This is a genomic window from Gillisia xinjiangensis (assembly GCF_046298265.1).
Lineage (GTDB): Bacteria > Bacteroidota > Bacteroidia > Flavobacteriales > Flavobacteriaceae > Gillisia > Gillisia xinjiangensis.
The window spans coordinates 1-21,876 of record NZ_JBKAHK010000009.1; the positions used below are offsets into that span (position 1 = coordinate 1).

Sequence of the window (21,876 nt, forward strand, 5' to 3'; positions counted from 1 at the left end):
TTCGAACCTGCGGCCTCCTGCTCCCAAAGCAGGCGCGATAACCGGGCTACGCTACACCCCGAGGTGTATGTTTTTTAGTTTTTCAACTATTTATTCAGTAATATAAGAACTTAATCCGAGGCCTTACCGCCTCAGCAGGACGCGATAACCAGTCGGGGTTTATCCCAACTTTCAGGCGGGACTACACCCTGATGTGTATATTTTTTCTGAAAATTTTAAAATTTCCAAATTTGAGTAAGGAAAAGATCGCTTAACTTAATGCCTAAGCGGCTGCAAATATAATTGAATTCATCGAATACCAACTACGAAATAAAGAAAAAATTTGAAATTAGCTGTTAACATATATTTTAGAGCTTTTTGCTCATTTTTATTTATCTTTTCAGCAAAATAAAAATCAAATGAAATTAAATTTATTACTACTCTTTAGCACGGCTATAATGACATTTTCTGCCTGCGGTCAAAAAGACACAAGTATTGAAACTCCAGACACCTCCATAGATTATGAAATGGTTGTAGACGGCTTGGAAATTGCCTGGGGAATGACCTTTCTTCCGGATGGAAGCATGATCATTACCGAAAAAAGCGGAGAGATGATCCATTTTAAAGATGGAGAAAAACAGCTACTTACCGGAGGTCCGGAAGTATATCAGCGTGGTCAGGGTGGATTATTAGATATTATTTTGCATCCCAATTATGAGGAGAATGGATGGATCTATATGACCTATTCATCTTCTGAAGGTGATGATGAAGGTGGAAATACAGCCGTGATGCGTGCAAAACTTGAAGGAACAAAATTCACAAACCAGGAAGTATTATTTAAAGCAACCCCAAACACTACCAAAGGACAACATTTTGGTTCCCGGATGGTTTTTGACAAGGATGGATATTTATATTTTTCTATTGGAGACCGCGGAGCAAGAGATGAAAATCCACAGGATATTACCCGGGATGGCGGTAAAATTTACAGGATTAATGATGACGGCAGTATTCCACAGGATAACCCTTTTGTAGGCGAACCAAATGCAAAGGAAGCTATTTACAGTTACGGTCACAGGAATCCTCAGGGAATGATTCTTCACCCGGATACCGGAGAAGTTTGGGTTCACGAACATGGACCACAAGGAGGTGATGAGATCAATGTTATTAAAAAAGGTGCGAATTATGGTTGGCCCTTAGTTACCTATGGTGAAAATTATGGAGGAGGCGCAATTACTGATGAAACCAGCAAACCGGGAATGGAAGACCCAATCCACTATTGGGTGCCATCGATAGCCCCAAGTGGAATGGCATATGTAAGTACTAATAAATATCCTTCCCTTCAGGGAAACCTTTTGGTTGGTTCTTTAAAATTTCAATATCTGGAACACGATGTAATGAATGGCAAGGAAGTTACAAGAAGAGAAAAATTACTGGAAGGACTTGGTAGAATAAGAGATGTAAAAGAAGGCCCTGATGGAACTATTTATGTTTCGGTTGAAGGTAAAGGCATAGTAAAACTGGTAGAAAAAGAAATCGCAAAAACTCAGGAATGAAATTAGTCTATAGTTTTCTATTATTTACATTTCTTTTTGGTTGTAAATCAGAAAAATCGAATAACACTATTGCGTATGCTTCTTTGGAAGAAAACAGCATTACGCAGATTTCCGAATTTCAGGATAGCGAAAGTTATAAACGCGGGAAAGATGTTTACTCCGATTTTTGTATTACCTGTCATCTTTCCGATGGAAAGGGAATAACGGGCACTTTCCCACCCCTTGACGGATCCAACTGGCTAACCGAAAAACGCAAAGAAAGTATTCATGCAGTTAAATATGGCTTGCAGGGACCTATCGAGGTCAATGGAGAGAATTACAACATGGCTATGGCACCTCTGGGACTTACCGATCAGGAAGTTGCAGATGTACTTACTTACGTTATGAACTCCTGGAGCAATTCAAGCAAAAAACCTGTAACCCTGGAAGAGGTAAAGGCAATAGAGAAATAAAAATTTTTGATTTTTTTTCTCAGGGAAAATTCAAAATTATAAGTTCGCAAATGCTTAATAAGAGATTGAAATATTAGCTCTTATTAAGCATTTGCATTTTGAACTATTATATAGATGGGCTTGTATTTTTATGGAACCCCATTTTAATTCCTGGAAATAATCAATCAAATAAAAAATCAATCCCCCAGCATTCCAAAGGAATAATTAACTTTGCCTAAAATTTTTAAAAATATGTTGATTATTGGAATTGCAGGTGGAACCGGAAGTGGAAAAACTACCGTGGTAAGGCAAATAATGGATGAATTGAAAAATGAAGAAGTAGATGTAATATCCCAGGATTCCTATTATCAGGATACCAGTCATCTAAGTATGGAGGAACGTAAAAAGATCAATTTTGACCACCCTAAATCAATAGATTTCGACCTGCTTGCTGCACATTTAAAAGAATTAAAATCAGGGAATTCTATCGAGGAACCCGTATACTCCTTTCAAAAACATAATCGCACCAAGGAAACCAGAACTATCCATCCCAGGAAAGTCATCATCGTAGAGGGGATTTTAATTCTCACGCATACCGATATGCGCGATATGTTCGATATTAAAATATTTGTCCACGCCGATAGTGATGAGCGGATGATCCGGAGACTAAAAAGAGATATAAACGAACGGGGCCGGGATCTGGATGAGGTTTTATGGCGTTACCAAACCACGCTCAAACCCATGCATCTGCAATTTATTGAGCCTACAAAGGAATTTGCCGATATCATAATCCCTACTAACCGCCCTAACACTGTAGCGGTAGATATTGTCCAAACAATTATAAAGGACAGATTATCTTAATTTTGTATCTTTAAAAAATGTTGGGTATAGATCAATTCAGCTTTTTCAAAAATCCATAAAAGACTTTAAATTTTTTTCCAATGAAGCTAAAAGAGCTCCGACAAAAAAGATGGTTTAAAATTATTAGCAATCGCTATGTTTTACTGCTCTTAATTTTTGCATTCTGGATGTTTTTTTTAGACAGTAATTCCTGGCTAACCCATCACGAATTGGATCAGGAGATAAACGAACTGAGGGAAAATAAAGAATATTACCAAAAAGAAATTGCCAAAGACGGCGCCACTATCGATAAACTAAACGATTCATTTGAATTGGAAAGTTACGCCAGGCAACATTATTATATGAAGAGAGCAAATGAGGATATTTTTATTATTCAATATGACACCATTGATTAAGCAGTAAATATTTTGTCCCTTTTCCGTTTTTTTCAATCAAAATTATAAGAAAATGAGTCAAAGCCTATTTCAGGAATTTGAAGAAGTTACCGCCAAAGAGTGGAAACAAAAAATACAATTTGAATTAAAAGGAGCAGATTATAATGAAAAGTTGATTTATAAAAGTCGGGATGGCATTAATGTAAAACCCTTTTATAATTCTGAAGATATTTCTGAAACCCCAAAAACTATTTCCCCAAAAAACTGGGAGATCTGCGAAAAGATCTATGTGGCTTTTGAAGAAAAAAGCAATCAAAAAGCTAAGGAAGTACTTAATAAAGGTGCCGAAAGCCTTTGGTTCATTCTTCCATCAGAAAAAGTTGATCTTCAAACATTATTTCAGGATTTGGATCTTGAAAAAGTTCCGGTGTATCTTGGTCTGGAATTCCTTTCTGAAAGGTTCTTTACGAATCTCAATAAATTTCTTTCCGGAAAAAATCACCAAATAGTACCTCAGGTGGATATCATTGGAAATCTGGCCCGATCAGGAAACTGGTATTTCAATCTGCCTAAGGATCATGAGATTATGACTGAAATCCTTGCGGCTGGCGACAAATTTAGATCTATTTTAAGTATAGATGCTACATTGTATCAAAATGCAGGAGCAACTATTCCACAGGAACTGGCGTATTCTCTGGCTCATGCAAATGAATATTTGAATCATTTTTCCACCTCTGAAAAGATCGAAAAAGGTCAAGAAATTCAATTCCTGATCGCTGAAGGAAACAATTATTTCTTCGAAATTGCCAAAATCAGAGCATTAAGAATTCTATATGCAAGCCTGGCTTCAGAATATAATTTTCAGGAAAACTGCCAAATTCTGGCGCAGCCAACAAAACGCGATAAAACGTTGTACGATTACAATGTCAACCTTCTGCGAACCACAACACAAAGTATGAGTGCTATACTGGGCGGCGCAAATGCCGTTTACAATTCGCCATACGATGCCATTTTTCATAAAAACAATGAGTTTGGCGACAGGATTGCACGGAACCAACTTTTGATTTTAAAGACCGAAAGTTACCTCGATAAAGTTTCCAATGCCGCTGAAGGCTCCTATTATATTGAAAGCCTTACCATTCAGTTTGCAGAAAAAGCACTGGAAATTTTTAAGGAGATCGAAACTGGCGGAGGATTTTTAAAACAATTAAAGGAAGGGATTATTCAGAAAAAAATATTGGAAAGTGCCCAAAAGGAACAGGAACAATTCAACAATGGAGAACTGGTACTCGTTGGGACAAATAAATTTAAAAATCCTGAAGACAGGATGAAAAATGACCTGGAACTGTATCCTTTCCTGAAAATGAATCCGAGAAAAACCCTGATCCAGCCAATATTGGAAAGGCGTTTGGCGGAAGGAATGGAACAGGAACGTTTGAAAAATGAGTAAAGTTATTTTTTAAAATATTTCCTGGAAAAAATATGAGAGTAAATAATGCTGAATACGTTCAGCTGAAGAATTAAGCAGAAATGTCACGAAAGAACCTACAACATATCACCTTAAAGAAATCCGTTTCAAAAAAATCTGAAGAACAAAATTCAGGTAAAATTTTTGAAACTGCTGAAGAAATAGATCTTAAAAAGGTTTATTCCGAAGAAAATGTAAAAGATGCAGGACATTTGAATTTTGCTGCGGGAATCGCACCTTATCTGCGTGGACCTTACAGCACTATGTATGTGATCCGCCCCTGGACAATTCGCCAATATGCCGGGTTCTCCACCGCCGAAGAAAGCAATGCATTTTACAGAAGAAATCTTGCTGCAGGCCAAAAGGGATTATCGGTAGCATTTGATCTTCCAACACACCGCGGGTATGACAGCGACCACGAACGGGTTGTGGGGGATGTTGGAAAAGCGGGAGTTGCCATAGATACGGTGGAAGATATGAAGATTCTCTTTGACAAAATTCCACTGGATAAAATGTCGGTTTCTATGACCATGAACGGAGCCGTTTTGCCAATTATGGCTTTTTACATCGTCGCTGCAGAAGAACAGGGTGTAAAGCCTGAACTGCTTTCAGGAACGATTCAAAACGATATTTTAAAGGAGTTTATGGTACGCAATACCTACATCTACCCTCCTACTCCTTCTATGAAAATCATATCGGATATTTTTGAGTACAGCTCTAAGAATATGCCCAAATTCAACAGCATCAGTATTTCAGGATATCACATGCAGGAAGCAGGTGCTACGGCAGATATTGAGCTTGCCTATACCCTTGCAGACGGATTGGAATATATACGAAAAGGACTTGGAGCAGGAATGGATATAGATTCTTTCGCTCCCCGCCTATCATTTTTCTGGGGCATTGGAATGAACCATTTTATGGAAATTGCAAAAATGCGTGCTGCCAGAATGTTATGGGCGAAACTGGTAAAACAGTTCGATCCAAAAAGCGAAAAATCCCTTGCTCTAAGAACACATTCTCAAACCAGCGGCTGGAGCCTTACCGAGCAGGATCCTTTTAATAATGTTGCCAGGACCTGTATTGAAGCGGCAGCAGCTGCTTTTGGAGGGACTCAAAGTTTACATACCAATGCTTTAGATGAAGCCATTGCCCTTCCAACAGATTTTTCTGCCAGGATCGCGAGAAACACACAGATATTCCTTCAGCAGGAAACAAAAATAACCAAAACCGTAGACCCCTGGGCCGGTAGCTATTATGTAGAAAGTCTTACTCACCAAATCGCTGAAAAAGCCTGGAAACTAATAGAGGAAGTGGAAGAATTAGGTGGGATGACAAAAGCCATTGAATCCGGAGTTCCAAAAATGCGGATAGAAGAAGCCGCTGCAAAAAAGCAAGCCAGGATAGATAGTGAAACCGATATCATTGTAGGCAATAATAAGTATCGTCTTGAAAAAGAGGATCCATTGGTAACCCTGGAGGTAGACAACCAGACAGTACGCCTTCAGCAGCTGGAAAGACTGGAACGGGTAAAGAAAGAGCGCGATGCCAAAAAGGTTAAAAATGCCCTTGAAGCTTTAACGGAAGCCGCTAAAAATAAAGATGGGAATTTACTGGAATTGGCGGTAGATGCTGCAAGGGAAAGAGCTACCTTAGGAGAGATTAGCGATGCTTTGGAAGAAGTTTATGGAAGATATAAGGCGAGAATTCAATCCTTCAGCGGAGTTTATTCAAAAGAGATGAAAGACAATACTTCCTTTAAAAAAGCCAGGGAACTGGCTAATAAATTTGCGGAACAGGACGGGCGTCGTCCACGTATCATGATCGCGAAAATGGGACAAGATGGGCACGATCGCGGAGCGAAAGTGGTGGCTACCGGGTATGCCGATTTGGGATTTGATGTGGATATAGGCCCACTATTCCAGACCCCGGCAGAAGCCGCAAAACAGGCGGTGGAAAATGATGTACATATTCTAGGGGTTTCCTCCCTGGCTGCAGGACATAAAACTCTAGTTCCTCAAGTGATTGAAGAATTAAAAAAGCATGGCCGGGAGGATATTATGGTAATTGTGGGGGGAGTTATTCCATCACAGGATTATCAGTTTTTATTTGATGCCGGAGCAGTAGCCGTTTTTGGTCCCGGAACAAAAATAAGCGAAGCAGCTATTGAATTGCTGGAAATCTTGATAGACGAATAGTGTGAAGTGGAGAATTTAAAATTAAAGATTCAAAATTCAAAATTCAAAATTTCTCAATACTCAATACTCAATACTTAATACTTAATACTCAATACTAATATCTAATATCTATATGGACTACACACAAAAAATGCTTAGAGACGATGCCTTAAAAGGCAAAACAATTGTTGTTACCGGCGGGGGAAGCGGACTCGGAAAAGCGATGAGCACGTACTTTTTAGAATTGGGCGCCAATGTTGTGATCACTTCCAGAAATATGGAAAAACTGGAAAACACAGCCAGGGAACTTGAAGAAAAAACCGGAGGCCAGGTTCTACCTGTACAATGTGATGTCAGGCATTATGACCAGGTGGAAGCCATGGTGAAGGCATCGGTGGAAAAATTTGGACAAGTGGATGTATTGCTTAATAATGCTGCAGGTAATTTTATCTCTCCTACCGAAAGACTTTCAGCTAATGCATTTGATACTATTATCGATATTGTTTTAAAAGGCAGCAAGAACTGTACGCTGGCTTTCGGAAAACACTGGATCGACCAAAAAGAAAAAAACAAGACCATTCTAAATATCGTAACTACCTATGCCTGGACAGGATCTGCCTATGTGGTGCCTAGTGCCACCGCAAAAGCCGGCGTACTTGCCATGACCAGGTCATTGGCCGTGGAATGGGCTAAGTACGGAATACGATCCAATGCGATTGCTCCTGGTCCATTTCCAACAAAAGGTGCCTGGGACAGGTTGCTTCCCGGAGATTTGAAGGAAAAATTTGATCTGTCGAAAAAAGTACCTTTAAAACGAGTTGGAGAACATCAGGAACTGGCAAATTTAGCCGCCTACCTGGTATCTGATTTTTCCGCGTATGTCAATGGTGAAGTGATTACCATTGATGGCGGAGAATGGCTAAAAGGTGCCGGACAGTTTAACCTCCTGGAAGCAATTCCGGAAGAAATGTGGGATCAGCTTGAAGCCATGATAAAATCTAAGAAATAACCAGGAATTTTTCACGATATAATAGCAGAAGCAGTTTCGGAATTAATCTGAAACTGCTTTTTTATTGGAAAAATTTTATAGTTAACAATTCTCTTACATAGGTAAATAACTTAAATCCAATTCTTTATATTTAAAGCAAAAGAAATAAAAATAATGTAACTTCCTTCCCTCAATTTCTTACTTAACTACCCTACTGGTTAAATTTATATTTATAAACAAACAAGTAAAACAAGTATGAAAAAAATTGTAATGAATTCTATTGCTTCACTCCTGTTCATTTGCACAGGAAGTTTTGCACAGGTCGACCGAAAAAACGAAGTAAAAAAAAATCCTTCGGTAAACATTCCTACAGATCCTAATGTAAAAATAGGCAAGCTTGAAAATGGCCTCACTTACTACATCCGTAACAACGGCAAACCTGAGGATAAGTTAGAATTACGCCTTGCCATCAATGCAGGGTCTATTTTGGAAAATGAAGATCAGCAAGGTCTTGCTCACTTTGTTGAGCATATGAACTTCAACGGAACTAAAAACTTTGAGAAAAATGAACTTGTAGATTACCTGCAAAGTATAGGTGTGAAATTTGGTGCCGATCTAAATGCGTACACAGGTTTTGATGAAACAGTTTATATTCTACCAATTCCAAGTGATAATCCCGAGACCCTGGAAAAAGGGTTTCAGATCCTTGAAGACTGGGCGCACAATGCGTTAATGACAGACAAGGACATCGACGAGGAACGAGGCGTAGTTATGGAAGAATACCGGCTTGGCCTTGGCCCGGATAAGCGAATGATGACAGAATATTTACCTAAACTTATGTACGGGTCTCAATATGCTGAAAGACTTCCTATTGGGAAACAAGAAGTTATAGAAAATGCAGATTATGAAACCGTAAGAAATTATTATAAAGATTGGTACAGGCCAGATTTAATGGCTGTGGTAGCGGTTGGAGATCTGGATCCCGAAGTGATGGAACAAAAGATCAAAGATCATTTTTCTAAACTGAAACCGGTTGCGAACCCCAGGGATCGAAAAGTATTTGATCTTCCCAATCATGACGAAACTTTTGTAGCAATAGCTTCAGATAAAGAAGCTCCTTTCAGCCAGGTTCGAGTTTATTACAAAGACCTTGAAAATGCTAAAGATATTGTTACTACCAAGGATTACAGAGATAAGTTAGTTAAAAATCTTTTCTCTACCATGATAAATAACCGTCTGGACGAACTTCGTAATAGTGCAAATCCACCCTTTACCTATGGATTTTCAAGCTATGGGGGAACCTATGCAAGATCCAAGAATGCGTACCAGTCATTTGCGATGAGCGGGGCCGGCGAGCAGTTAAAATCTCTTCGCGCATTGCTTGAAGAAAACGAACGTGTAAAACGTTTTGGATTTAATTCCGGGGAACTGGAAAGGGCTAAAAAAGAATATCTTGCCCAGCTGGACCGTCAATACAAAGACCGCGACAAGCAGGAAAGCAGCAGGATCGTTGGTTCCTATGTGAGTCATTACCTATCTAATGACCCAATTCCGGGAATTGAATGGGTTTCGCAATTTGCCAGTGCTTCCTTACCTACAATAAAGCTTGAAGAGGTGAACAATCTTATCAATGATTTTCTTCATGACCAAAACCGGGTGATCATACTTACCGGACCGGAAAAAGATGATATCACTCAGGTAAAAGAAGAGGAAGTTCTTGGCTTGCTTAAAGAGATTGAGAACTCTGAAATTGCAGCTTATCAGGAAACAGACATTCGCGAGAATTTAATTACCAATGCGCCAAAGGCAGGAACGATTACAAAAGTTGAAAGCAATGATAAAGTTGGATTCAAGAAACTTGTGCTTAGCAATGGTGCAACCGTAGTGTATAAAAATACTGATTTTAAAAACGATGAAATTTTATTTTCTGCATACAGCCCTGGAGGAACTTCGCTGTATTCAGATGAAGATTATCTCAATACCGGATTTGCCAATAGCGGCCTAGCTGAAGCTGGTATTGCAGACCTCTCTCTAAACGATATGAGTAAAATGATGAGTGGAAAGTTGGTTTCTGTTAGCCCAAATATCGGTAGTATTTCTGAAGGTTTTAATGGATCCTCGACGCCTCAGGACTTTGAAACATTGTTCCAGATGGTACATTTATATTTTACTGATCTCAATAAGGATAAAGAAGCTTATAATTCATTTGTGACCAAGCAGAAAAATTTTCTTGGCAACCTATTATCCAATCCTAATTTCTATTTTCAAAATGAACTGGGAAAATTCAGAAATGAAGGAAATTCGCGTTACCTGGGATTTCCAACTCCTGAAGCTTTTGATAGCCAGGATTACGATCTTGCCTATGAGAAATATCAGGAACGTTTCTCCAATGCAGGGGATTTTACTTTTTATTTTGTAGGTAACATCGATGAAGCAAAACTAAAAGAATTTGCTTCAACATACCTTGCCAGCCTCCCTTCCAATGGTGAAAAAGAGGAATATAAGGTTCCGGAATTCAGGGAAGTTAATGAATATCGTAAAAAGGTGATCAATAAAGGAGCCGATCCTAAAAGCCAGGTAACCATCCTTTGGAATGGGGAAACAGGTTATGAGGAAGAAGAAGATTTTGCTCTTGGAGCATTAGGCGAGGTCCTCACAATAAAACTGGTAGAAAAACTCAGGGAAGAAGAAGGTGGAGTTTATGGTGTTGGAGCCAGAGGTTCTATGTCTAAAATTCCTTATGGATCCTATAACTTCAGCATTTCTTTTCCATGTGGGCCGGAGAATGTAGATAATTTGACTGCAGCCGCTTTAACAGAGGTAGAAAAAATTAAAAAGGAAGGCCCTTCAGAAAAAGATTTGGCCAAAGTGAAAGAATCCCTTTTATTAAACCGAAAAGAAAGTCTTAAGCAGAACCGTTTCTGGCTAAACCAACTATCTGCTGCAGAAAGGGAAGAAAAAGATATCAATGAAATGCTGCAATTTGAAGAAAAAGTTGCAGCACTTACGGTTAAAGATTTAAAAGATGTGGCCAATACTTTTTTAAATGACAAGTACCTTTTAGGTATCCTGATGCCGGAAGAAATAGAATAGAAGAATAAAACCTAATTTAAAACCTGACAGGATTATACCTTGTCAGGTTTTTTTTGTTCAAGACTGAATGTAAATCTTTTATCATAATTTAATTCTGTTGAAATCCAGGAGATGCGAAGGAAATCTGACCCAAATTCTAAAGAAAATCACTTTTCATATATATTAATGTATAAGCTGTTAACAAAATCATTTTCTAAACCTGTAATAAATTGTATTTTTACTTTTTAAAACTGAAGATAATTAATGGGTAAAATCATTGCTATTGCAAACCAAAAAGGCGGGGTAGGTAAAACTACCACCTCTATAAATCTGGCAGCTTCCCTGGGAGTTCTTGAGAAAAAAGTTCTATTGATTGATGCAGACCCGCAGGCAAATGCCACTTCAGGGTTAGGAATTGATGTTGAAGGCGTTGAGTTTGGGACGTATCAATTGTTGGAACATTCCATAAAAGCAGAAGAAGCCATCATAAAAACCAGTTCTCCAAATCTTGATATCATCCCTTCTCATATAGATTTGGTGGCTATTGAAATTGAACTTGTAGACCAGGATGAAAGGGAATACATGCTTAAAAAGGCCATTACACACCTAAAGGAAAAGTACGATTATATCCTAATTGACTGTGCCCCTTCCTTAGGACTTTTAACTTTAAATGCCTTAACTGCAGCAGATTCTGTAATAATCCCGATTCAATGTGAATATTTTGCACTTGAGGGTTTAGGAAAATTGCTGAATACCATAAAAAGTGTTCAGAAGATCCACAATAAGAACCTGGATATTGAAGGGCTGTTATTAACCATGTATGATTCCAGACTAAGACTATCAAACCAAGTGGTAGACGAAGTTCAGAAGCACTTTAACGAGATGGTTTTTACCACAATCATTCAGCGAAATGTGCGTTTAAGTGAAGCACCCAGTTACGGGGAAAGCATTATTAATTATGATGCCAGCAGCAAAGGAGCTAATAATTATTTGAGCCTGGCGCACGAAATTATAAAGAAAAATTCCTAAGAAATGGCGAAAGCTACCAAAAAACAAGCATTAGGACGTGGACTTTCGGCATTGCTGAAAGATCCCGACCACGATATAAAATCTGTTGAAGACAAAAATGCCGATAAGTTAGTTGGTCATATTGTAGAACTGGATTTAACTTCTATTGAAATGAATCCCTTTCAACCAAGAACCAGCTTTAACGAAGAATCACTTCGGGAACTTGCTTCTTCCATCAAGGAACTTGGAGTTATTCAGCCTATTACGGTTCGAAAACTTGAGTTCAACAAATACCAGTTGGTTTCAGGAGAGCGAAGGTACCGGGCCTCGGGTTTAATCGGTTTGGAAACCATTCCCGCCTATATTCGAATAGCTAATGATCAGGAATCTCTGGAGATGGCACTGGTGGAAAATATTCAGCGGCAGGATCTGGATCCTATTGAGATCGCAATTTCTTATCAGCGATTGCTGGACGAGATAAATCTTACCCAGGAACAATTGAGCGACAGGATAGGTAAAAACCGGTCTACCATTGCAAACTATTTAAGGTTGCTAAAACTGGATCCTATTATTCAAACCGGGATGCGCGATGGTTTTGTAACTATGGGCCACGGCCGGGCATTGATAAACGTTGAGAACCCTCAAATTCAACTCGATATCTATGAGAAAATTCTTGAGAAATCCCTTTCTGTAAGGGAAACCGAAAAACTGGTGAGAGAATTGAACGGTGAACCAAAAGGAAAAACCACTTCAAAAGAAAAACCCCTGCCACAAAATCTCAAAAAGGGTGTAAAAGAATTTTCAGATTATCTGGGAGCCAAAGTGGATATTAAAGTGGCACAAAAGGGCAAAGGAAAACTTATAATCCCATTTACTTCCGAAGAAGATTTTAACCGAATTAAAAAACTCATCCAGGGTGAGAATTAAATTCATTTTTTCGGGTTTATTTTTCTTATTGCTCACCAATTTCACGGTGGCTCAGGAAGAGGATACTCTTGTGGTAGCATCTGCTGCTGATGTTATTGTTAAAAAAGATCAGGATTACAAACCATACAACGCACTTGCGCCTGCAAAAGCTGCTTTTTATTCAGCTATATTGCCGGGTTTGGGTCAGGCTTACAATGGAAAATACTGGAAAATTCCAATAGCCTATGCCGGATTGGGAGTTGGCATTTATTTTGTCATTGACAATGACAAACAATTGGACAGATACCGAAGTGCTTATAAGAGAAGACTTGCGGGTTTCAATGATGATGAATTCTCAAACCCAAATCCTGGTGGTCCTCCCCGCGTTTCAACCGATGGATTGATTCGGGCTCAAAAATTTTACAGGCGCAACAAAGAACTTGCTCTTTTGGTTACAGCCGGCATTTATGCCCTTAATATTATTGATGCAAACGTAGATGCACATTTACAGCAGTTCAATGTAAGCGAGGATTTATCGCTAAGGCCTGCAGTAAATTTCGATCAATTTACCGGCAAGACAGGTTATGGACTCGGACTCAATTTTAATTTTTAAAACAGCGATTCTTATTCAGAGGATCCAAAACAAAACTTCTGATGCTTCAGGAGCATATTTAATAAACATACAGATGAAAATTGCACTCTCGGGTTACGGGAAAATGGGAAAAACCATTGAAAAAATCGCTCTGGAAAGAGGGCATGAGATCGTACTCAAAATTTCAGAAAATATTGAAGAGTATGATTTAAGCGAAGCTGAAATAGTTATTGATTTCAGCCTTCCAACCGTTGCCTTAAAAAATATTACTACCTGTTTTCAGAATGGATTACCCGTTGTTAGTGGGACTACAGGATGGCTAAAGGATTATGAAAAAGCTGTAAAAGTTTGTACCGAAGAAAATTCAGGTTTTATTTCTGCTTCAAATTTTAGTATTGGAGTTAATCTGTTTTTTGAATTAAACGAGAAACTGGCCAAAATGATGGATGGTTTTAAGGATTATTCAGTAGAAATTGAAGAGGTTCATCACACTCAAAAGCTGGATGCTCCAAGCGGAACAGCTATAAGCCTTGCCCAGCAAATCATAGATAATTCTTCTAAGGAAGGATGGGAACTTGATAAGGCAAAAGAGAATGAGATCCCGATTTACGCAAAACGAATTGAAAATGTTCCCGGAACACATACGGTTTCATATAATTCTAAAGTGGATTCCATAGAGATCAAACATACGGCACATTCCAGGGAAGGTTTTGCTTTGGGTGCTGTAATTGCCGCGGAATGGCTTTTTGGTAAAAAAGGGGTTTTTACCATGAAGGATGTACTTTCCGGTTTAAGCTAATTTTTTGTAACAGATATACCTGAATACACACTAATTCAGTAAATAATATATACTATGACGTTTACCCAATGGTTTTTGTTTATCATTCTGGTCCAGGTAGTTCATTTTTTAGGAACCTGGAAACTCTACATTAAGGCAGGCAGAAAAGGCTGGGAAGCCGCAATTCCCATTTATAATGCGGTAATCCTGATGAAAATTATAAACAGGCCATGGTGGTGGACCCTGCTTTTATTTATTCCAATTGTAAACCTGATCATGTTCCCGGTAATTTGGGTGGAGACCATTCGCAGTTTTGGAAGGCACAGCACCTGGGAAACGGTTCTGGTAGTACTCACCGGCGGACTTTATATTTTTTACCTGAATTATGTTGCAGATGTTACTTATATTCAGGAAAGAAGTCTTAAACCAAGAACGGGTGCGGGAGAATGGATAAGTTCTGTGCTTTTTGCCGTAATTGCAGCCACACTAGTTCACACCTACCTTATTCAGCCTTTTACAATACCTACATCTTCCCTTGAAAAATCACTCCTGGTAGGAGATTTTCTTTTTGTAAGCAAGTTTCATTACGGGGCAAGAACACCTTTAACCGCCGTTGCTTTTCCTATGGTTCATGATACCATCCCGGTTGCGAATGTAAAATCATACCTGGAAAAACCACAGATACCATATTTCAGACTTCCCGGTTTTCAGGATATTGAAAGAAACGACATTGTTGTTTTTAACTGGCCGGTAGATACCATGAAAAACATGTATTATACAGATAAGTATTATTACAAACCAATAGATAAGAAAACCAACTATGTGAAGCGTGCAGTTGCGGTTCCCGGGGATTCTCTTCAAATAATCGACGGAAAGATCCATATAAATTCCCAACCACTGGAACTTCCGGAAAGAGCCAGACCACAGTTTTCTTATGAGGGAACAACCAAAGGCCAGGCATTTGATTATAATTATTTATATGAACGCTACGACATAACCGATCCTTATGGTTATAATCCCAACAACAATACCTTCCGAATAAACCTTACTGAAGAAGCCTTTGCGAAATTCAAGAACCATCCCAATGTAGCTTCTATTCAAAGAGTGATCGATACTGTAGGAAGAGAAGCCGATATTTTCCCGGCAAGTCAGGATATATCCTGGAATCGTGATAATTTTGGTCCCATTTATATTCCGAAAAAAGGGGAAACAATTTCAATCACGCAGAAATCTCTTCCTTTTTACAAGAGAATCCTTGAAGTTTATGAAGGCTCTGAAATGGGAATTGAAAATAAAATTAGTCAAAATGGCACGCAAATCCTGTTAAACGGATCACCGATGGAATCCTACACCTTTAAACAGGATTATTACTGGATGATGGGTGACAACAGGCATAATAGCTTAGACAGCCGTTATTTTGGCTATGTGCCGGAAAATCATGTGGTAGGAAAACCTGTTTTTATATGGATGAGTTGGGATGCCAATGGAAAAGGCTTTTTTGATAAAATTAGATGGGAACGCATGTTCACCACCGTAAGCGGAGGAGGTACTCCAATCTCCTATTTACCCTATTTTCTTATAGTGGTGGTTATTCTAATAGGATTTAATTATTTCAAAAAAAGCAGGGATTCTTAATTTTCAAAAAGCTCCAAGATGCAGGAAATTTTGCTACACCTCCCCTACTTCGGACCGGTTTCCCATTTTGCGGAGCTGGTAAAACCTGCTGGAATTTGGTTTGAAAATGAAGATAATTATCAAAAGCAAACCTACAGGAACCGCATGTATATTTATGCTGCAAATGGAAAATTATTACTGAATATTCCTGTCAAACACCTTCCTAAATCCAATCCAAGACAACATCAAAAATATAAAGATATAAAGATAGAAAAAAATCTTAAGTGGCAGAAACAACATTGGAAGTCATTAAAATCTGCCTATCAAACATCTCCGTTCTTCGAGTTCTATGAAGATGAACTGGTTCCGCTTTATCTTAAAGAGTATGATTTTCTGATGGATTTTAATTATGATTGTTTGGAGGTGATTTGCACTTGCCTTCAGTTGAAGGTCGATTATAAAAAGACTACAGAATATTTACACGAAGCTAAAGATTTTATCGATAAGAGGTATCTTATCAATGCTAAATCAAACATCCAAATTCCGGAATATGTCCAGGTTTTTCAGGAGAAAAAAGGTTTTTTGCACAATCTTTCCATATTGGATTTACTTTTTAGTGAAGGTCCAAATACGCCCAATTATTTGAAAAATCTTAGATAACAGTTACCATTTTATATGACTCATAATTGGAAAGTGATCGGATAATTTTTGATCGTTAAACGTCTCGAAAGAATTTATTTCCAGCTCTTTATCGACTAACAGAAAATCGATGCGTAGAGGAAAATAACTAAGATCAAAGGATTTTCCAAATCCGGATCCTGCCTCGAGAAAGGCATCTTTGAAACGATCTCTTTTGATGTATTTATAGATATAGGAAAACGCGGTATTGTTGAAATCCCCTAAAATAATCGTTTTATATGGAGATTTGTTTACTTCCTCCATCATCAATTCGGCCTGTTCCTGCTGAAGTTTAAATCCGTACCCAATTCGACCTATTAACTTTTTCGAATCTCCTTCCTGAAGGTCTTTAATTTCCGGTTTTATATTCAGCGACTGAAAATGCACATTAAATATCCGTAGGGTATCCCGGTTTTTAACTATATCCACAAAAATCGCATTGTTGTTGCCATTATGTGGAAAATCTACAGAATGCTCTTTAATGATAGGATATTTTGAAAATATTGCAGAACCAAACTCTGAATTTTCATCCTTAAGTTTAATAAAGCTATAAGGATACGTTTTTGTCAATCCGGACACACCTACGTAATGTTCCTGGGTAACCAGGATATCAGGATCTTTTTCTTTTACAAAGGCAGCGATCTTTTGCGGGATTGATTTATCATTGGTCCATTCGTATGCATTGAACATCCGCACATTGTAACTCATTATGGAAAGATCTTGGGGAGTGGAGCTATTCACACTTCCAAACTGAATCCAGGAAATTACGTTGGAATAGCCAAGGATTAGAATAATAAAGGACAATAAAAACTGACGTTTAATTCTAATGGCCCAAAACAGCATGAACAGGATGTTTGTCAGTATTAAAACCGGAACACCCAAACTTAATACAGACAATAAAGGAAATGCAGCGGGTGGTACGAACGGCAATAAATAAGAAAGCAAAAGAGCAAATGCTACCAAAGAATTTAAAAAAAACAGGAATTTATCAAATAACCCGAGTTTTCTCATCTAAGTATCTTTCCCGGCATTAAACAAAAAATCCTTTTCCTGTTTAGTAAGGCTTTCATATCCGCTTTTGCTGATTTTATCTAAAATAGAATCGATTTTTTCCTGTTTTTCAGTCTTGCTTATTTTTGAGGAAGAAGCTTTTGAGGCGGTGTGTCCGGTTTTTTTATAAACAGTACGCATAATTGGTTTTGACTTTTTTGAGCCTTCGAAAAGGGCAAGAAACCAGATGACTGCTTTTTCAAATCCGCTGGCGATATCATTTCCTTTTGCCAATTGGGATGAGTAAAAATATCCAAATAACGCCCCTCCCAGGTGAGCAAAATGTCCACCCGCATTTCCGAAGGGAATTTGAACAACATCCAATATCACCAAAAAAGCAGCAATATACCAGAATTTCACACTTCCCAGGATGAGCAGGCGAATGCCCATGTGGGGAATTCTGGTAGCTATTCCAACCAATACAGCCATCACCCCGGCCGAAGCTCCTAACAAATAAGAACGACCGGTAGCCTGGAAGGCAGGAAATAAATTATAACTCAACATATACACCATCGCACCAACTATTACTCCCAGAAAATAAAAGGTGAGTAATTTTTTTGCCGAAAAATAGCTTAGAAAATAACTTCCGGCATAGAAAAGAATAAGCATGTTGGATAAAATGTGCCAAATACCGGAGTGCATAAAAGAATAGGTGATAATAGACCAGGGTTTAAAAATAAATTCCCCGGGTTCTTTCGGAAAGACGAGCCATTCTAATAAAAAATCAGAAGGCAATTGAAACAAAAAAGCGATGGTCCTAAAAACATAAAACAAAATAAAAACCAGCACGTTTATGCCTATTAGTTTTTCAACCACCGAAGCTGTTTGAAATTTATGTCTTATTTTATCTGCTGCGCTCATCAATCCCAACGGTTTTGGTTAAACTGATTCTTTTTCCAGTACCACATCATAATAAATCCGAATAACGCACCTCCCACATGGGCAAAGTGTGCTATCCCACCTCCAAATAACGAATATCCTGTGAATCCTGAAAATAAATCTATCCCAATTAATACCGGAATAAATATTTTGGCTTTAATTGGAATTGGAACAAAAAGCAAAAAGAGTTCCACATTGGGAAATAACATTCCAAAAGCTACCAGAATTCCATAAATAGCACCGGAAGCTCCCACTGCAGGAGTATTAAAAGCGGTAAACATACTTTCCAGGGTCTCCCGCGGCACCGAATCTAAAATAGCAGTAGAATATTGGCCGGTTTCCAATAATTGCTGGATAGTTGCCGGATTCATTCCTGCTTCAATTAAAGTGCTGTACGCACTTTCTACATGAAAATAATTCACCAGGGAATGTATGATAGCTGCTCCAATTCCACAGGAAAAATAAAAGAACAAAAATTTATTCTTTCCCAGCATTTGTTCTATTGGACTACCAAAGGCCCATAGTGCATACATGTTAAACAGGATATGCATAAAACTCCCGTGCATGAACATATGGGTAATTACCTGCCAAACTCCAAAATTATCATTCTGAAAAAACCATAAAGAGAAAATTTTATAGGTGAAATCCCCGATAAACATTGTTCCTGCAAAAAATATTGCATTTATAATTATAAGTACTTTTACAGTATCTGTAATTCTTCCCATTTACATGAATTTTTTTTCCAGTTCTTCAACCGGCAAGGTAATAAAAACAGGTTTGTTAAAAGGGGTAATTGAAGCCTCTTTACAGGCAAATAACCCGTTGACTATATGCTGTTGTTCTGTAGAATTCAATAAATTTCCAGATTTCACTGCCATACTCTTTGCCAGGGATTTAGCAAGAAGATCTGTTTGTGAAAAGTTATTTTCGGGAATCTCATTTTCAAAATCAGATAAAAGTTGTTCCAGTAACATTTCCACTTCACTCTCGAGAATAAGCGTGGGAATTCCTGTTATTTCTACGGAATCTGATTTTATTTCAGAAAAAATAAATCCGGTTTGCTCCAGGGAATCCTTTATTCCTTTGAGTAATTCTATTTCCGGCTGGTTAAACTGAAGGATCAACGGAAATAACAATTGCTGACTTACCGCTGCAGAAACCGTTATGCTTTTTAAAAGTTCTTCATAAAGGATCCTTGTGTGAGCCCGGTGCTGGTCTATCACCAACATCCCATTTTTAAGCGTGGTAATGATGAATTTTTTATTAAGCTGAAAGGTGGTATTCTGAACCTGCTCAGATTTATATGCTCCAAAAAGATTCCCGGTAACCTCTTCGCTTTCAAACTCTATTTGCCCCACATCCGGATCTATCCCAGAAGATTCACTTTTTAGTCCGGAATAAAGACTTTCCCAGCCAGCAGATTCCTGTTTATAATCGTTTCTGAAACTGCCCCGTTGCTCATTCTTAAAAGGATTAAAATCCCTGTCTACCTCCACATGTGGAGCCGAAGCATGCTTTTTCTCATAATCGTAGGGTGTATCGAGGGTAGGGTCTCTTTCAAAATCCAAAACCGGAGCTACATTAAATTGCCCAAGACTATGTTTAATGGCACTTCTTAAAATTGCATACAAAGCATGCTCATCATCAAATTTAATTTCAGTTTTTGTAGGATGAATGTTTATATCGATACTTTTAGGATCAACTTGTAGGTATAAAAAATAACTTGGATAGCATTTATCCTTCAGCAAACCTTCAAAAGCTGCGGTAACGGCATGATTTAAATAAGGACTTTTAATGAACCTGTCATTTACAAAAAAGAACTGTTCGCCACGGGTGCGTTTGGCATATTCAGGTTTTCCAACAAATCCTGAAATTTTCAAAATTTCGGTATTTTCATTAACGGGCACCAGTTTCTCATTGGTCTTTCCTCCAAGAATATTCGTGATCCTTTGCCTGTAATTGGTATCCGGGAGTTGAAATAACTCGCTTGAATTATGCACCAACGAAAATGCAATATGCGGATGAGCCAGGGAAACACGTTGGAATTCATCTATAATATGCCGGGTTTCCACCGTATCCGATTTCAGGAAATTTCTTCTTGCAGGGATATTATAAAAAAGGTTTTTCACACTTATGGATGTTCCCGGGGAAGTTACGCAGGCATCCTGAGAAATAATTTCACTTCCTTCAATCCTGATGCAGGTTCCTACTTCATCTTCCTCCCTCCGGGTTTTGAGTTCCACATGCGCAATCGCCGCTATGGAAGCCAGTGCCTCTCCCCTGAAGCCCTTTGTTTGAAGGCTAAAAAGATCTTCTGCCGCCTTTATTTTGGATGTCGCATGACGTTCAAAGCTTAGCCTGGCATCTGTGAGGCTCATCCCAACCCCATTATCAACAATGGTAATAAGTATTTTACCTGCTTCTTTTATATAAACCTGGATATTGCTGGCCTTCGCATCAATGGAGTTTTCGAGTAATTCCTTTATAACAGACGCAGGGCGTTGTACTACTTCTCCCGCAGCGATTTGATTGGCTACGTGGTCCGGCAGCAGATGGATAACATCTTTCATGTATAATTTAATTCGAAAAGATGGATAAATCGAAGTCGATGATCCACAGGAAAAGAAGGATCAAAATGATGATGATATAGATTACTCTTTTATTGATCTCCCGGTTTCCCCTGGTCCTGCTCGAGGTACGGGCATCGGCCCATTGGGAACCAAAATCTATGGAGTTGGTAGTGTTCTTGTATTTGTTGAATTTTGATTCAAAGGAGTAAATATTGCCCTCTTCTTTCCCTTTATAATAACGTGGAGTGTAATTATAGCGGGAATTCTTTCGGAGTTTGCCTAAATTGAGTTTCAAAATTTTCGGATTTATATAAGTTCAAATTTACTTAAAAAGCTGCAGAAAATAAAGCTTGTTTAGGTAATTTTAAGGGAACAAGAATAATGCCGAATATAGGAAATTAGAAACGGGCATCTTTCCGGAGTTGTGCCATTTTAATAGCAGCCACTCCGGCTTCAGATCCTTTATTTCCATGTTTTCCCCCAGAGCGGTCAATGGCCTGTTGCATATTTTGATCGGTTAGCACACAAAAAATCACAGGAATATCGTGAAGTACGTTAAGATCTTTGATTCCCTGGGAAACTCCCTGGCAAACAAAATCAAAATGTTTGGTCTCCCCTTCTATCACACTCCCAACAGCGATAATGGCATCCAGCATATCATAACTTTCCTGCATTTTTTTACAGGCATAAATAAGCTCAAAACTCCCGGGAACATTCCAGCGCACAATATTTTCATTGAGGACCCCGTTTTCTTTCAGGGCATTAAAAGCACCCTGGAATAAACCTTCGGTTATCTCCTCGTTCCATTCTGCTACCACAATTCCAAAACGGAATTCCTTTGCATCCGGAACCCGGCTTTTATCGTATTCTGAAAGATTTTTACCTTCGGTAGCCATAAGAT

Annotated in this window: 20 protein-coding genes; 14 read left to right on the forward strand and 6 right to left on the reverse strand. The window is 38.5% G+C overall.

Annotated elements, in window-relative coordinates:
• The first annotated feature begins 398 nt into the window (after window positions 1-398).
• From ACKGJN_RS14100 to ACKGJN_RS14165, 14 genes are all read left to right on the forward strand, one after another.
• On the forward strand, window positions 399-1,532 hold the full coding sequence (locus ACKGJN_RS14100) for a PQQ-dependent sugar dehydrogenase (RefSeq protein WP_409540193.1): 1,134 nt from the start codon (window positions 399-401) through the stop codon (window positions 1,530-1,532).
• Window positions 1,529-1,984 (forward strand): c-type cytochrome, encoded by a 456-nt coding sequence (locus ACKGJN_RS14105; protein WP_409540194.1) that lies wholly within the window; start codon window positions 1,529-1,531, stop codon window positions 1,982-1,984. Before ACKGJN_RS14100 ends, ACKGJN_RS14105 begins: the two co-directional genes overlap by 4 nt.
• A gap of 231 nt (window positions 1,985-2,215) precedes the next feature.
• A complete protein-coding gene (gene udk / locus ACKGJN_RS14110; protein WP_409540195.1) occupies window positions 2,216-2,824 on the forward strand; it encodes a uridine kinase in 609 nt (202 codons plus the stop codon).
• 80 nt (window positions 2,825-2,904) lie between these two features.
• Window positions 2,905-3,219: an FtsB family cell division protein gene (locus ACKGJN_RS14115; protein WP_409540196.1), complete on the forward strand. Its 315-nt coding sequence runs from the start codon at window positions 2,905-2,907 to the stop codon at window positions 3,217-3,219.
• A 52-nt stretch (window positions 3,220-3,271) separates the two neighbouring features.
• The gene (locus ACKGJN_RS14120) at window positions 3,272-4,648 is read left to right on the forward strand and encodes a methylmalonyl-CoA mutase subunit beta (RefSeq protein ID WP_409540197.1); all 1,377 of its coding nucleotides are present in this window, start codon (window positions 3,272-3,274) and stop codon (window positions 4,646-4,648) included.
• An 80-nt stretch (window positions 4,649-4,728) separates the two neighbouring features.
• Window positions 4,729-6,861, forward strand: a complete 2,133-nt coding sequence (gene scpA / locus ACKGJN_RS14125; protein WP_409540198.1) for a methylmalonyl-CoA mutase — start codon at window positions 4,729-4,731, stop codon at window positions 6,859-6,861.
• A gap of 112 nt (window positions 6,862-6,973) precedes the next feature.
• The gene (locus tag ACKGJN_RS14130) at window positions 6,974-7,849 is read left to right on the forward strand and encodes an SDR family oxidoreductase (protein ID WP_409540199.1); all 876 of its coding nucleotides are present in this window, start codon (window positions 6,974-6,976) and stop codon (window positions 7,847-7,849) included.
• Between the two features lie 234 nt (window positions 7,850-8,083).
• Complete coding sequence (locus tag ACKGJN_RS14135; protein WP_409540200.1) at window positions 8,084-10,921, forward strand: M16 family metallopeptidase; 2,838 nt, start codon at window positions 8,084-8,086, stop codon at window positions 10,919-10,921.
• Window positions 10,922-11,164: 243 nt separating this feature from the next.
• On the forward strand, window positions 11,165-11,929 hold the full coding sequence (locus ACKGJN_RS14140; RefSeq protein WP_409540201.1) for a ParA family protein: 765 nt from the start codon (window positions 11,165-11,167) through the stop codon (window positions 11,927-11,929).
• Between the two features lie 3 nt (window positions 11,930-11,932).
• Entirely contained in the window at window positions 11,933-12,835 is a 903-nt protein-coding gene (locus ACKGJN_RS14145) for a ParB/RepB/Spo0J family partition protein (RefSeq protein WP_409540202.1), read from the forward strand.
• Entirely contained in the window at window positions 12,825-13,427 is a 603-nt protein-coding gene (locus ACKGJN_RS14150) for a DUF5683 domain-containing protein (RefSeq protein ID WP_409540203.1), read from the forward strand. Before ACKGJN_RS14145 ends, ACKGJN_RS14150 begins: the two co-directional genes overlap by 11 nt.
• Before the next feature lie 73 nt (window positions 13,428-13,500).
• The gene (gene dapB, locus ACKGJN_RS14155; RefSeq protein ID WP_409540204.1) at window positions 13,501-14,205 is read left to right on the forward strand and encodes a 4-hydroxy-tetrahydrodipicolinate reductase; all 705 of its coding nucleotides are present in this window, start codon (window positions 13,501-13,503) and stop codon (window positions 14,203-14,205) included.
• Between the two features lie 54 nt (window positions 14,206-14,259).
• Complete coding sequence (gene lepB / locus ACKGJN_RS14160) at window positions 14,260-15,819, forward strand: signal peptidase I (protein ID WP_409540205.1); 1,560 nt, start codon at window positions 14,260-14,262, stop codon at window positions 15,817-15,819.
• A gap of 18 nt (window positions 15,820-15,837) precedes the next feature.
• A complete protein-coding gene (locus ACKGJN_RS14165) occupies window positions 15,838-16,458 on the forward strand; it encodes a WbqC family protein (protein ID WP_409540206.1) in 621 nt (206 codons plus the stop codon).
• A 3-nt stretch (window positions 16,459-16,461) separates the two neighbouring features.
• Here ACKGJN_RS14165 and ACKGJN_RS14170 read toward each other — a convergent pair whose 3' ends face one another.
• The 6 genes from ACKGJN_RS14170 to ribH all read right to left on the reverse strand — a co-directional run bounded on the left by ACKGJN_RS14170 (window position 16,462) and on the right by ribH (window position 21,871).
• Window positions 16,462-17,487: an endonuclease/exonuclease/phosphatase family protein gene (locus tag ACKGJN_RS14170; protein ID WP_409540207.1), complete on the reverse strand. Its 1,026-nt coding sequence runs from the start codon at window positions 17,485-17,487 to the stop codon at window positions 16,462-16,464.
• Complete coding sequence (locus tag ACKGJN_RS14175; protein WP_409540208.1) at window positions 17,488-18,387, reverse strand: rhomboid family intramembrane serine protease; 900 nt, start codon at window positions 18,385-18,387, stop codon at window positions 17,488-17,490.
• Entirely contained in the window at window positions 18,387-19,130 is a 744-nt protein-coding gene (locus ACKGJN_RS14180; RefSeq protein ID WP_409540209.1) for a rhomboid family intramembrane serine protease, read from the reverse strand. The genes ACKGJN_RS14175 and ACKGJN_RS14180 overlap by 1 nt, the downstream gene beginning before the upstream one ends.
• Window positions 19,131-20,975, reverse strand: coding sequence for a DNA mismatch repair endonuclease MutL (gene mutL, locus ACKGJN_RS14185; RefSeq protein ID WP_409540210.1), 1,845 nt, complete (start codon window positions 20,973-20,975; stop codon window positions 19,131-19,133). It abuts the gene before it with no gap.
• A 7-nt stretch (window positions 20,976-20,982) separates the two neighbouring features.
• Window positions 20,983-21,270, reverse strand: coding sequence for a hypothetical protein (locus ACKGJN_RS14190; protein ID WP_409540211.1), 288 nt, complete (start codon window positions 21,268-21,270; stop codon window positions 20,983-20,985).
• 103 nt (window positions 21,271-21,373) lie between these two features.
• Window positions 21,374-21,871 carry a 6,7-dimethyl-8-ribityllumazine synthase gene (gene ribH / locus ACKGJN_RS14195; protein ID WP_409540212.1) on the reverse strand — a complete coding sequence of 166 codons (498 nt, stop codon included), beginning with the start codon at window positions 21,869-21,871 and terminating at the stop codon, window positions 21,374-21,376.
• Between the last annotated feature and the right edge of the window lie 5 nt (window positions 21,872-21,876).